This is a genomic window from Lacticaseibacillus sp. 30 (genome assembly GCF_053819265.1).
The window spans coordinates 167,948-181,428 of sequence record NZ_JBSOQX010000004.1; the positions used below are offsets into that span (position 1 = coordinate 167,948).

14 protein-coding genes and 1 pseudogene are annotated in these 13,481 nt (G+C 48.1%); 1 reads left to right on the forward strand and 14 read right to left on the reverse strand.

Annotation, left to right across the window (positions count from 1 at the left end; translation table 11 throughout):
* Positions 1-21: 21 nt before the first annotated feature.
* Positions 22-279, forward strand: a pseudogene (locus tag ACWPAB_RS04400) (type II toxin-antitoxin system Phd/YefM family antitoxin).
* Between the two features lie 132 nt (positions 280-411).
* On the opposite strand, the gene rbsK reads toward ACWPAB_RS04400, so the two are convergent.
* The 14 genes from rbsK to ACWPAB_RS04470 all read right to left on the reverse strand — a co-directional run bounded on the left by rbsK (position 412) and on the right by ACWPAB_RS04470 (position 13,477).
* Complete coding sequence (gene rbsK, locus ACWPAB_RS04405) at positions 412-1,341, reverse strand: ribokinase (protein ID WP_003563212.1); 930 nt, start codon at positions 1,339-1,341, stop codon at positions 412-414.
* Between the two features lie 139 nt (positions 1,342-1,480).
* Positions 1,481-2,440 (reverse strand): D-ribose ABC transporter substrate-binding protein, encoded by a 960-nt coding sequence (locus tag ACWPAB_RS04410; protein ID WP_003577564.1) that lies wholly within the window; start codon positions 2,438-2,440, stop codon positions 1,481-1,483.
* Between the two features lie 56 nt (positions 2,441-2,496).
* On the reverse strand, positions 2,497-3,477 hold the full coding sequence (locus tag ACWPAB_RS04415) for an ABC transporter permease subunit (RefSeq protein WP_003577562.1): 981 nt from the start codon (positions 3,475-3,477) through the stop codon (positions 2,497-2,499).
* A complete protein-coding gene (locus ACWPAB_RS04420) occupies positions 3,461-4,963 on the reverse strand; it encodes a sugar ABC transporter ATP-binding protein (protein WP_003577560.1) in 1,503 nt (500 codons plus the stop codon). The genes ACWPAB_RS04415 and ACWPAB_RS04420 overlap by 17 nt, the downstream gene beginning before the upstream one ends.
* A gap of 68 nt (positions 4,964-5,031) precedes the next feature.
* On the reverse strand, positions 5,032-5,424 hold the full coding sequence (rbsD, locus tag ACWPAB_RS04425; RefSeq protein WP_003577558.1) for a D-ribose pyranase: 393 nt from the start codon (positions 5,422-5,424) through the stop codon (positions 5,032-5,034).
* Between the two features lie 60 nt (positions 5,425-5,484).
* On the reverse strand, positions 5,485-6,492 hold the full coding sequence (gene rbsR, locus ACWPAB_RS04430; RefSeq protein WP_003568895.1) for a ribose utilization transcriptional repressor RbsR: 1,008 nt from the start codon (positions 6,490-6,492) through the stop codon (positions 5,485-5,487).
* 380 nt (positions 6,493-6,872) lie between these two features.
* Positions 6,873-7,118, reverse strand: a complete 246-nt coding sequence (locus ACWPAB_RS04435) for a hypothetical protein (protein ID WP_003577556.1) — start codon at positions 7,116-7,118, stop codon at positions 6,873-6,875.
* Between the two features lie 307 nt (positions 7,119-7,425).
* The gene (locus ACWPAB_RS04440) at positions 7,426-8,874 is read right to left on the reverse strand and encodes an APC family permease (protein ID WP_003586619.1); all 1,449 of its coding nucleotides are present in this window, start codon (positions 8,872-8,874) and stop codon (positions 7,426-7,428) included.
* A 384-nt stretch (positions 8,875-9,258) separates the two neighbouring features.
* Positions 9,259-10,086, reverse strand: coding sequence for a bifunctional hydroxymethylpyrimidine kinase/phosphomethylpyrimidine kinase (gene thiD / locus ACWPAB_RS04445; protein WP_003577552.1), 828 nt, complete (start codon positions 10,084-10,086; stop codon positions 9,259-9,261).
* Entirely contained in the window at positions 10,076-10,717 is a 642-nt protein-coding gene (gene thiE / locus ACWPAB_RS04450; RefSeq protein WP_003577550.1) for a thiamine phosphate synthase, read from the reverse strand. The genes thiD and thiE overlap by 11 nt, the downstream gene beginning before the upstream one ends.
* Positions 10,714-11,556: a hydroxyethylthiazole kinase gene (locus ACWPAB_RS04455; protein ID WP_003577548.1), complete on the reverse strand. Its 843-nt coding sequence runs from the start codon at positions 11,554-11,556 to the stop codon at positions 10,714-10,716. The genes thiE and ACWPAB_RS04455 overlap by 4 nt, the downstream gene beginning before the upstream one ends.
* A gap of 12 nt (positions 11,557-11,568) precedes the next feature.
* Positions 11,569-12,069, reverse strand: coding sequence for an energy coupling factor transporter S component ThiW (gene thiW, locus ACWPAB_RS04460; protein ID WP_003577547.1), 501 nt, complete (start codon positions 12,067-12,069; stop codon positions 11,569-11,571).
* On the reverse strand, positions 12,050-12,742 hold the full coding sequence (tenA, locus tag ACWPAB_RS04465; RefSeq protein WP_003577544.1) for a thiaminase II: 693 nt from the start codon (positions 12,740-12,742) through the stop codon (positions 12,050-12,052). The genes thiW and tenA overlap by 20 nt, the downstream gene beginning before the upstream one ends.
* An 87-nt stretch (positions 12,743-12,829) precedes the next feature.
* Positions 12,830-13,477 carry an energy-coupling factor transporter transmembrane component T gene (locus tag ACWPAB_RS04470; RefSeq protein ID WP_003577541.1) on the reverse strand — a complete coding sequence of 216 codons (648 nt, stop codon included), beginning with the start codon at positions 13,475-13,477 and terminating at the stop codon, positions 12,830-12,832.
* Between the last annotated feature and the right edge of the window lie 4 nt (positions 13,478-13,481).

Below are 13,481 nucleotides of genomic sequence, written 5' to 3' on the forward strand. Positions count from 1 at the left end.
ATAACAGTAAGGATGACCCCCATGGATGCAATGAGCTACCATCATTTCAAGCAGCATCTTAAAGACCACCTGAAATAAGTCAATGAAGATGCCATCCCATTAGTCGTCACTTTCAAGAATCCAGACGACAATGTTGTGGTGATGAGCAAACGCGATTTTGACGCTAACGAAGAAACGATGTATTTGCTTAATAACCCAGAACCGATGGCCCGAATTCGCCGTGGGGACGGGCAAATTACGGCTGGTAAAGCCAAGCGCCACGATCTACCAAACGTATAATCAGGGCGCGATAGATCAACTCTCAGTTCAACTAAAACAAGAAAGCTGGCAATCGTGTGAGGTAAGCACGACTGCCAGCTTTCTTGTTTTGATTAAGGTAGGTTTTGATCCAGTGATTTACTCGTTATAACCTCACTTGATTTTCGCTAACGCCGCCCGCACCTCATCCCCCATCGGAATGGACGGGAAAGCGCCGAGTTTTTGGACCGTGAAGGAGCTCGCCATGCTGGCGTATGTCGCAGCGGTGACAATGTTCTTGAGGTCTGTCTGCAAGACGCTGGCCAAGGCGCCAATGAAAGTGTCGCCGGCCGCGGTGGTATCGACAGCCTTGACTTTAAAGGCTGGCACGATGGTTGCTTCGCCATCCAGCGAGATGAAGGAGCCTTTTGATCCTAAAGTGATGATCACCCCGCGAATGCCTAATTCATGATAATAAGCTGCCGAAGCCCGCATGCTGTCTTCATCTACCACCGGAATGCCGGTGATCAGCTCGCTTTCGGTTTCGTTCGGTGCGATGAGATCCACATTTTTCAGCAAGGCTGCTGGCAAATCCTTCTGTGCCGGCGCTGGGTTTAAGATGGTCATCTTCCCAGCAGCTTTGGCAATTTTGAAGGCCTCTGCCGTCGCATCCACCGGTGTTTCAAATTCCGCGACTACAAAGTCGGCAGACTGAATCAAGTCGGCTGCTCGTTGCACATCTGCTGGTGTCACCTCAAAATTAGCGCCATGCTGGATGATAATGGAATTTTGGCCAGAGGCTTGCAGCAAAATGTAAGCCTGACCGGTTTGCGTGCCAACCGTTGTCGCCACATATTGAGTGTCGATTTGGTTCTTGACAAGTTCACCGCGCATGAAGGCAGCGTTGGCATCGTCACCAACTCGGCCAATAAAACTGGTTTTGGCTCCCGAACGCGCAGCCGCAACTGCTTGATTCGCCCCTTTACCGCCAGCCGCTTGCGAAAAGGTGTCCATTTTGATCGTTTCTCCCGGTTGTGGCAACCGTTGAATGTGCAAGATGCTATCGACATTGATGCTGCCGATGACAACAACATGATTAGGCATAAGATTTCCTCCAATTGAAACGCGCTCGCTCGTCCAGAAAACGGCCTGCTCACGCTCTAATTAAAAAGGGCCGATAAGTCGGCCCCTTTTTCTAACTTAACTACCAAAGTGCCGGTTAATTTTAAGCGTAGCATGAAGCTTACTTGTTCGCATCCTCGGTTGTCACAAGTGACAATGGTGATTCAACGTTCTTCTTCACCGTTTTACCGTCGAAATGATCATAGGCTGCTTGTAAAGCCAATTGACCCATTTCTTCTGGCTTCTGGGCAACCGTTGCAGCCATGTCGCCGGCCTTAACGGCTTTAATCCCGTCCGCTTCGCCATCGAACCCGACAATGGTGATCTTTTTACCAGCGGCTTTGACTGCTTGAACCGCCCCTAATGCCATTTCATCATTTTGCGAGAAGATACCGACAATGTCACCATTACCTTGCAAAATATTTTCGGTAACGGTCAGCCCTTTAGCGCGGTCAAAGCCGGCTGTTTGCTTGGACACGATATCGAGTTTGCCTTTAGCGGCGCCATCGAACCCTTTACCACGTTCACGGGTTGCGGATGCACCTGGGATGCCTTGCAATTCAGCAATTTTAGCGTCTTTACCAAGTTTTTCGATCATATACTTAGCCGCCATTTGACCACCTTTTGTGGAGTTAGAAGCGACTAAGGTCAACACTTTACCGCCGTCACTCGACCGGTCAACGGTGATCACCGGGATGCCGGCATCATTGGCATCTTTAACGGCTGGTGTAATCGCACTTGAGTCAACTGGGTTGATGATCAGTACATCAACCTTCTTTTGAATTAAATCTTCAATGTTACTGTTTTGCTTAGCGGTATCATTTTGAGCATCGGAAACTTGAACATTGGTTTTATTCTTTTTGGCTAAATCTTGGATCCCATTACGAACAGAAACGAAGAATGGATTGGACAGCGTTGAAAGTGAGACGCCAACTTTCAGATCTTTGGGCGCTTTCTTGGTCACTTTTGTGTTGCTGTCCGATTTGGAGCTGAGTCCTGTGCCGCCGCATGCGGTTAAGGTGAATAAAGCTGCCGTCGCAACAACAGCGACCATTAAAAAGCGTTTGAGTGATTGTTTCATGTCAATTTCTCCCCCTAGAGTTTTGTCTTTTGCCGCGAGCACGCGCTCACGTTTTGTTACCCATTATTAGAAGACCGGCGATCGAGCAGAACCGCAATCAAGATCACGATCCCTTTGACAATCTGCTGGTAGAAACTAGAAATGCCCAGTAAGTTCATCCCGTTGTTCAGTGTGCCGATGATCAACGCACCAATCAGCGTGCCGAAAATGCGGCCTTTGCCTCCGGCCAGCGATGTGCCGCCAAGGACGACAGCGGCGATGGCATCCATTTCGTAGGATGTCCCGGCATCTGGTTGCGCGGAGCTTAACCGTGATGTCAGGATGATACCGGCAATAGCAGCCATTAACCCAGAAATCGTGTAAATCAGCATGGTGACCATTTTGGTGCGTACCCCAGCGATCCGGGCAGCCGTTTCATTGCCACCCAAGGCATAGGTTTTCCGACCAAAAGAGGTCTTGTGTAGCAGGACGAACAGCACACCGTAAGCCACGAGCATGATGATAATCGGGAATGGAATGCCCAACAGATATCCGCGGCCCATGAACTGGAATAAGAAACTGCTGTTCATTTTAGCGCCAGTGATGGGATTCCCGTTGGTGAACACGTACGTGGCCCCACGGAAAATGGTCATGGTCGCCAAGGTCGCAATAAATGGCGCGGCTTTCCCATAAGCGATCAAGATACCATTCAGCAAGCCGAAAATGGCGCCGAGGACGAGGCCTGCCAGTAACGCAAGCGGGGCCGCAAAACCGCTGGCAAGCATGGATGCTGTGACTGCCCCTGATAAAGCCAAGATTGAACCGACAGACAAGTCAATGCCGCCGGTCAAAATCACGAAGGTCATCCCGAAAGCAATCACTGCGTTAATCGAGACTTGCCGTAACAGGTTTAAAAGGTTAGCCGGCGATACAAAGGTAGGACTCATGATCGTCACAAGAATGACCAGTACCACCAGTGCCAATAACGGTCCTAACCGACTAAAAATTTTCTTCACATCAATTTTGCTACTTGTTTTTGCTTTAGATTGCTCCTGCATGCTCTTCCACTCCCCCTGTTGCCAGTGTCATGATCGACTCTTGCGTCGCGGTTTTTCCATCTAAAATGCCAATGATTTTGCCTTCATACACAACAGCAATGCGATCACTCATGCCCAATACTTCCGGCAAGTCGCTGGAGATCATGATGATCGCCACGTGCCGATCGGTTAGTTCATTCATCAAGTCATAAATTTCGCGTTTTGCCCCGACATCCACACCACGCGTTGGTTCATCGAGAATCAACACTTTTGAGCCGGAACCGATCCATTTAGCCAAAACGACTTTTTGCTGATTGCCGCCGCTAAGACTGCCTGCGGAGACATCCGGTCCCATCGCCTTAACTGTAAGCCTTTTCATTAACATCCGAACAAATTCATCTGTTGCCTTATCATCCACTAAGCCATGTTTGACGAAGCCATCAATTGAAGGCAAAACGATATTGTCATGCAACGAATCTTCTAGAATAAGCCCTTCATCTTTCCGATTTTCGGTTAAAAAGCCGATGTTATGGCGAATAGCATCTTGCGGATCGCGAATTTTGACCGGCTTGCCATCTAATAAAATTTCACCAGACTGGTATTTATCAATGCCGAAAATTGCCCGCATGATCTCCGTTCGACCCGCGCCCATCAATCCTGAAAAACCAAGAATTTCACCTTGATGCACCGTAAAGCTGACATCCTTGAACACGCCATTTTCGGTCAAGCCTTTGACTTCCATCGCCACTGGCCCGTGATCAGGCGTACGATCCGGATAAAAATCGTCAATCTCGCGACCAACCATGTCCTTGACTAGTTGTTTCATGGTGACATCTTTGGTGGCGTATTCGGTGATTGACAGACCATCACGCATCACGGTAACTTTGTCAGCAATTTCAAAAATTTCTTCCATCCGGTGTGAGATATAGATAAAGCCCACACCTTTTTCCTTGAGCCGCCGCACCACCCCGAAAAGCTGGTCAATTTCCGTTTCGGTCAAGGCTGCAGTCGGTTCATCCATGATGATAATTTTGGCATCGGTCATGAGTGACTTGGCGATTTCAACCATTTGCTGACGCCCAACACTCAAGTTGCCGATTGGTTGTTCAACATCAAGTTTGGCGCCGAGCAGACTAAGATAATGTGCCGCCTGTTCGCGCATTGCCTTATTGTCCATTAAGCCAAACTTGGTGCGCAGTTCCTTATTCAAAAACATGTTGTCGACCACGGACATCTCTAGAAAATTATTCATTTCCTGATGAATAAAACTGATGCCATGCTGTTCGGCTTCCATCGGCCCTGAATACGTGGTTGGCTGACCATCCACCAGAATCTCGCCACTGTTTGCTTGATACAAACCAGTCAGAATATTCATCAAGGTCGATTTTCCGGCCCCATTTTCGCCCATCAACGCATGAACTTCACCTGACTCAACGGTGAAATCAACGCCTTCAAGGACCCGATTGGCGCCAAAACTCTTGGTGATCTTCTTCATTTCGATCTTCATTGTGATTCCCCCAAGTACATGCTGGTGCTTGCTTTTTCTAAACGCGTTCGCCTGGCTCACACTCTATTTCAGAACGTAACACCACTTTCCAACAAGATATTCGAATAAGGTGTCATTTCGCCAGTGCGGACGAAGGCTTTGGTTTTGCTGAGGTCTTGTTTCATTTGATCATGTGGCATAAACGCGATCGGCACATCAATCAGTTCTTGAATTTGCTTGAGTTGTTCCGGATTTTCAGTTTTGATTTCTTCTGCCAGATAAACCTTTTGGACTTGTAACTCTGACAAAACATTCTTCAGAACATCGATAAAACTCGGCAGATTTTTCGAGACAGCTAGATCAATTTTCCAAGTATCCTCAGGCACCGGCATCCCAGCGTCCCCGATTCCCAGTAGATCAAAGTGCCCCATATCGGCAATGACTTGTGACAGTTGTGTGTTAATAACCGTTCCTTTTTTCAATCAAAACGCCTCCTCTTATTCGGCATCTGCACCCTATTTTTTTAAGATGCACGTTATGTTTTAAATCCGTTTTGTCGATCCGCGCTCAATCAACTTCACTGGCAGTTCAATCACGTTGCGATCTTGATGGTCACCAGCCATCTGGGCCAGCAACATGTCGATCGCGCGTTGGCCAAGTTCGTCAATCGGTTGCGCAATCGTGGTTAACCCGGGCGTCATAAATCGCGCCTGTGAGACATCATCGAAGCCCACCACCGCGTAGTCCTCTGGAATCCGTTTATGATGCTCATACAGCCCGCGGTAAACACCGCTTGCGACATCATCATTGATCGCAATAATAGCAGTAGCATCAGTTTTGACTATCTGGTCGACAGCCTGGCGCCCGCCTTCCGGATCAAATGTTGCGCGGAAGATTAACTGCGGATCAAGTGCAACATTATGTGAATCGAACGCATGTTGATAACCAGCGAGACGATCCCGCAGATTAAAGGTCAACGGCTCTGGCAATACTAGCGCAATCCGGCGGTGACCACGTTTAATGAGATGATCAGCGACAAGAAAACCTGCATGAAAATCATCAATACGAATGCTGTCGCCAGATGTCAGCGTGGTAGCCTGATCCATAAAGACCATTGGCAGATGGAGCTGATCTTCCACTTTTTGAACGATCTCCTGTGATGCTTCTGGCGCCGCCAAAATCAAGCCACGCTGAGTACCACCTAAAAACTGACGAATAAAATAATCAACATTCTCATGGAAACCATTAATTGAAAAGATTTGTGGAAAGAGTCCCTGTGGAATGGCTGCCTTTTCGACACTGACCACAAAACTCGCGAAGAAGGGATTCATGATATCGGGTATCACAACACCAATTGAGTTGCCACGCTTACCAACCAGCCCACGGGCAAAGAAATCCGGTTCATAACCCAACGCCTTCTTGGCAGCAAGCACCCGTTTTCGCGATTTTTCGCTAAACCGTTCCCCTTTACCATTTAAAATTTGTGAAACGGTTGTGACTGACAAACCAGTTTCCTTTGCCACATCAGTAATCGAAATCTTCTTTTTCATGCTGTCCACGACCTAAATCATTTGCTAGGTAAAACGTTTTACTTAATCTTGCAAGATCAGCTTAACCTGATTTTGGAAGCGCTGTCAACTGCTAAGATTCATTTCTCATGAAACAAAATAGGCTAATATGAGCATAAAGAGGGCATATCCTGTATAAAGACTGCCTCATCAAATACTAAAAAGTGTGTTTATAAAACTTAGGCCAAAATTCGGGAACTGCTAGTTGAGAGACGCATCTGTATTGGGTCTTTCGTTTTTCTGTTGTATAACAGATTTTCTTAATGAAGCCGAGTCACTCGTGAAACGGTGTATAAGCTTGTGGAACTTTTTTAATAAAAAAAGCAACCACCTTCCTTTTAGCGTGAAAGGTGGTTGCTTAGTCACATATCCGATTTCTGCCTTTTGAAGAAGCTGATAAAGCGTTTCATTTCATCTTTTTTCAACGCTAACAATGTGACTATGAGGACAATGATGTAGATGATAGCAGCCAAAATGCCCGACAACACCAAATCCTCTTGAAAACCGGGAATTGGCATGATTAGGAAAACCATAAACGCCCCTGATACCAAAAACGATATTGCTGTCGCGGCAAAATCTTTCCAATCACTTCTCAACTCATTAGACATCATTCTGACCCTGTTCTTGCTTCATGCCTTCAATATGCAAATTTATCATAAGCCAATTCACTTTGTTCATGGATTATTCTCCCTTTGACATTTAGATTGCGTGCTAGTCTGTTCAAGAAGAATGTACAATACAAATCAAAGTGATGGCACTTCCTTTTTTAAACGTCGTCAATAGACCGATAATCGTCGAAATTGCCATCATTATTGTCCTTTGACTACGAAAATGTCGTTAAATTTTGAATGCGTATTCAAAAATGATGAAACATCACCCGCAACATCGTGGTGACGCCTCATCATTTAGATTGGCTTACATGAGCCGTTCTTTTTTAACATCACGCCTTGCTAACAGCGGCATGATGAAGCCAAAACCAAAGAGTACCATCACGGAGATGATATTCATCACCAGTTGATGGGTCCAGCCATTGGTTCCGAAAACAACTTCCTGTGGTAAGAAACCGAGCGTCGCACAGATAAATGTGAAGACAAAACACCAACCGCCAACTAGATAAGCACCGGCCTTACTTTTGATGAAGGTATAGCCGGAAGTGAACTTGTCTGCTTGCGCCCGCAATGCCAAGAAAGCTACAAAGACAAGCGCCGTTTTGTATGGCGATACAATACCATTCAAATTCAGTAACCAGTTGAAGATGGCATTAATATTCGGCAGCGTCCCTGACAGCAACAGCAAGAACAGGCAAAGTGAGGCGGTAAAAATATAACTATGGATTGGCCGACCTTGCTTGTTTTTCTGCAACAACCATTTAGGCATGAACCGCATAGCGGTGTCGGCTGACAATACCCGGCTGGAAGCATCAATCAACACCGCTAGCTGGGCGAGCATGAAGAGCAATTGCGTGATGGCAAACAGATACATCAGCACTTTGCCCCATCCCCACGCCTGACCAAGCATGGAAAAGGCATAATAAGCGCCATTCATTTTGAGATCATCTGGCAGATGGTTGGCATTGAACCAAACGCCTAATGCCAACGATCCAAAAATCACCAGAAAACCGGTCATGAGCGCCAGGGCCCACATGGCTTTAGGAAACTCTTTTTTCGGGTTGCGCAACTGAGCAACATAAGTGGCGCCAAGTTCCGCCCCTGATGTCGCAAAAATCAAGAGTCCGGTCGTGGCAAAGTAATGCAGCGAAAAATGTGGCTTGAACGCGGCCCAACTAAAGTTTGTTGCCGAATGCATGCCTTTGGCCAAACCGGCCGCCGTCAAGACAACGAATAAAACCGCCATCAAAAACATCGCCGCACCGCCAATTAGCGACATGACTTCAAGTGATCGGGAGAACAGGTTCTCTAACACAATAAATAAAAGAATAATAGCAAAAGTCAGCAGGCCAAAGGTCAGATTCGACATTCGTTTACCCAAACTGTTATCACCCAGAATCATCCAGGAAAGCGCCACGATGACAGCGTTGGAAACATCGACTAAATATGGCAGGGTCTGAGCCCAATAAATCCAACTTGTCCAGTATCCCCAAGTGTCCCCTAGCGTGCGACGCATCCAAGTCGCCAAGCCACCGCCTTCATCAGCCCGGGTAAAAGTCGTCCCTAATTGTGCCGAAATCAAGGCGTACGGCACGATATAAATCACTAACAGGATGACCCAGTTAACAACAACGGAAAGCCCTTGGTTCTGAAAAGGATAAAAAATATTTTCAAAGCCAATGACCGTAATAAAAACAAGTAAGCTTAAGACTGGCCAGCTCATATACCGCCGGGGCGTCAGTTCTTCTTCTTGCACAATTCAAAGCCTCCAAATACAAACTAAGAGCGCCTGTAGCTCGGTACTGGTCACATATCGGGATGCAGGCTGGTTTGATAGCCTCTTGATGACTAGCTAGTAACTAGGCGTGTTCCCCAAAATGGCCGCCAACTTGGCAGGTCATGAATTGGTACCATCCATTGAAGCGTCACGTTCATCCGCCATCAAAGGCATCGCGCCCTCCTTGATGTCAGTATAGCGGAAACTGGTCTAGAAAAATAGTGTTTCACAACACAACTATCAGTAGTGATCAGGCTTTGCGTGGTTATTTTGCAGGGATTGGCAACGTTTCACAACAACATGATTGAAAAAATCGACTTTTTCAAAAAACGCCGAAGACATTTCTATCTTCGGCACCCCTTCTTAACCTTGACGCAAACTCACTTTTTCACTCAACTTTGCCCAGTGATTTGTCGGGCCATGACCATGGCCGACTGAAATGCCTTGGCTGATGGCGCCTTGTAGAAAGGCTTTGGCTGTCATGATAGCTGCTTTTAATGGCTGCCCTTTTGCTAACTCTGCAGCGATACATGCCGAGAAGGTATCACCGGTTCCATGCGTGTTCGCAGTGGCAATTCGTGGCGCACTGAGCCAATAACACGTACCGTCAGCCAATAGAATCAGATCCTCGGCCTTGTGATTCTGACGATGGCCCCCTTTAATAATGACATGCTTGACGCCAAGTGTTTGAATCATACGCGCCGCCCGAACCATATCCGCATTGGTCACAATTTTTTTACCCACGAGAATTTCTGCTTCGGGTAGATTTGGCGTCACCACATCCGCCAACGGGAGCAGCTGTTCTTTGATGGTGACGACAGCTTCCGAGGCAAGCAACGTCGCGCCGCCCTTGGCTACCATCACTGGATCGACAATCAGCGGGCCAAAATCAACCTGTTGCAAATTGCGGACAACGGCTTCGACATGCTCACGATCCGCTAACATCCCCGTTTTGGCCGCGCGAATGTTAAAGTCAGCAGCTAACGATTGAAACTGGGCGTCAATGAAGCCCCCCGGAATCGGCAGACTGGCCTGGACCCCATACGTATTCTGCGCCGTCAGTGCTACCACAATACTCATCCCAAAGACGTGTCGAGCCTGAAAAGTTTTCAAATCCGCTTGCAATCCTGCCCCGCCACCGGAATCGGAGCCAGCGATGGTGACGACTTGCGGTGTGCGATTAACGGTCATTTGGTAACACCGCCTTTAATTTTGTGCGCAAAGCCTGAACTTTGTGAGCGATATCAGGCGCCTGCATGATTTCGCTCACAATCGCAACCCCGGCGATCCCGGTATCTTTAAACGTCGCTAAATTGGCTTCTTTGACGCCGCCAATAGCCACGACCGGCACGGCAACTTGTGCAGTGATCGCCTTTAATGTCGCAATCGGGGTCACTGGCGCGTCTGCCTTCGTCTGCGTCGGAAAAATGGTGCCAACCCCCAAGTAATCAGCGCCAGCAGCAACCGCGGCAACCGCCGTCTCGACGGTTTTTGTGGAAACGCCCAATACCTTGTCAGGACCGATCAACTGGCGGGTCATCGCAACAGGCAGCTCATCATCGCCGATATGCACACCAGCTGCATCTACAGCTAAACAAATGTCGACGCGATCATCAATAATCAGCGGAATCTGATAACGGTCAGTGATGAGCTTAACCCGTTGTGCCAATTCAAAATAGGCTCGAGTGCTCAGCATCTTTTCGCGTAATTGCACCATCGTGACGCCATTTTCACAAGCAGCCGCGATTTTAGCCAAAAAAGTTGCTTCGTTGTCATCGTAACGATGGGTGACTAAGTACAGTTTTAGATCTGTTGCGTTCATAACGCTTCCCCTTTCACCATTTGAAGCCAGTCAGCGGTGGCAGCCAGTAAGGAAAGTTGATTCAAGGTACCTTCGCGAAATGCCGCCAGTCCGCCGGTTCGATTCTGCGCAGATGCTACTTCGCCACAGCAGTTGAAGTAACTCACAGCCACGACGACTGCTGCGTCGTTGTCCAAACCTGTCCCCAACAGCGCGGCAATCAAGGCACCGACAATGTCACCAGTCCCGGTGAAACGATCCAGTTGCGGCACCCCATTTTTCAAATACCAAGTCCCCTTCGCACTCACAACGAGATCAATCTTGCCGGTTGCCAAGAAGGTAGTGGTGGGAAACGCTTGGGTCAGCTGCTGCAAGCTCGCGGCTAGTTCTCCCAAGGCGGTCGCACTTTGATCTAACTGGCTTCCATCAACGCCGCGGCCTGTACTTTTTAGATCAACGAATCGGCGCATTTCAGAAATGTTACCTTTGACCACGTTCGGATGATTGGCTAACAATTGATGACCTAAATCATAGCGCAACTGGGTGGCAGAAACGCCGACCAAATCAATCACTGTTGGCTGGTTGGTGGCCTGCGCAAACTTGCCAGCGGCTAATAGATTCTGCTGGCGCACTTCGGAAATGTGTCCAAGATTCAACAGCAACGCATCACTTTGAGCAAAGAATTCCGGGAACTCGCGCTGATCATCAGCCATGACCGGCTTCGCATCAATGTAAAGCAATGCATTAGCCATGGATTCGACGGTGATTTCGTTGGTAATGCATTGCACCAGTGGGGATGATGTTAATGGCAGGGCGGTTTTGAACGCGGTGTAAAAAACGTCAGTGATTGCTTTTGACATGGAAAAAGCCTCCTAGAAAATTTTTTGAATGCGTTTAGTGATGCCAATGTGATCAAGTTCATATAGGACAAACAAGCCGATTAACGACCCTGAGATCGATCCACCGAAAAACCGTGGGGTGTAAACGAACCAGTAGAGCGATTGGGCGCTGCCGGTGAACCAAACCATCACGGGATAGGACAGTATGGATCCGATCAAGCCAGTGCCAAGAATCTCCCCAGCGGCGGCCCACCAATTGTGTTTGCCAAAACGATAGCCGATGCCAGCTAAGAGCGCCCCGAATATTGCACCGGTCAATGCCAGCGGTGGAATCCCCAATAACGCCATGCGAATCAGAGCACAACCAAAGGCCATGATGGTGGCATATAGCGGTCCCATCATGGCAGCTGCCACGACATTGACCACGCTGGACATAGGTGCCATCCCTTCAATACGAAATAAGGGTGAAAGCACCACATCCAAGGCGATCATCATCGCTAATATTGCCAGTTTCTTAACCCTGCTTTGTGTCATCAACCTTTGCTCCTTTCGGCCACGCTTCTAAGTGATACGCCATCTCCCAAAAGCTGTATTCCATTTGACTGCTGATCCGAAACGCAGCCAGCATTTGTTGCTGCTCAGTCGGCATGCTTTGGTCGTACAACCGATCAATCAACGCAATCGCCGCTCGCTGATCGTCCGCGTTGTCCGCACCGCTATAAGTGTCAATCCAGCGCTGATAAATCGGCACGGGTGATTTTCGTTGCTGCAACTGCTGTGCCACCTCCTGATACAAACATGGACATGGCAGCATCCCCGCAATCGCCACATGCGGCGTGCCTTCAACCAATTGTCGGTACATGTGGGAAACATAGTGATACGTGGTCGGCGCAATCGTGGTGGCCGCCAGCTCAGTTGTTGAGATGTTCAATTCGGCGAAAAAATCGTGGCGTATCGTAATTTCACCTTGGGCCAAACCTTCAGCCGACTGCAGCGCATAAGCTTTCAATTCCGGCTCCTGCGTCTGTGCGGCAATCAGCGTATATAAATGTGTAAAATGTTGCAGATAATAAGCATCCTGAATCAGATAAAAGCGGAAAATCGCCGGATCAAGAGTGCCAGCTTGTAGCTCCGTAATAAATGGGTGAGTGAAGCTGCCTTCCCAGTACGGAACAACTTGCTGCCGAGCTTTTTCAGAAAATTTCATCATCGTTTGCTCCTTTAATTCTATCTATCTTGACCATATTCAAAGCCTAAAAACAGTATTTTTACTAGAATCAAGTTTTTTATGACGTTAATGGCCAATAAGATTCACCATCACGAACACTGCGCCTGCCATCAACAAACCGCGGCGGGAACTGATCAATTGCCGTTGAACCGTTCGCGAACCGCCTTCTGTGTAGCCATGCGCATACATGGCGGTCACATACTGATCCTGCCAAGCCATCGCAACGAAGATGACCTTGACGTAAATCAGCGGCGACCAAGGACGCAGTTTCTGACCGCGCAGCAGACTCGCTTCCCGAAGATCAGCCACTTCCCGCATGATTTGCGGCAGGGCATGGATGACCACTAATAATCCATAGACAAAATTCGGCGATAGTTTATGCTGCTCAAGCCACAACAACAACGCTTCCAAATCAACACCAGTGAGAAACACCAAGCCCAAAGCCGTAAACGCGTATGTTCGGACAAACAGTAACAGCGCATAAGATGTGTCTGTTGCATGAAGCGTGATGGCCCAATAACTGCTCGCGGCTGGGATCAACGGCAGCAGCAGTAACACGATCAAGCTTCTAAAGGCTCGCCGCCACCCAAGAAATCCCAGTGCTAACACGATCAACGCGACATTCAGCTTCACCGCGTGACTAAACGAAATCTCTAGTGTTAAGGCTAGAATCAAGAGGCTCAAGTTGAGTGCATCTGTCTTCTTCTGTGCCATCACG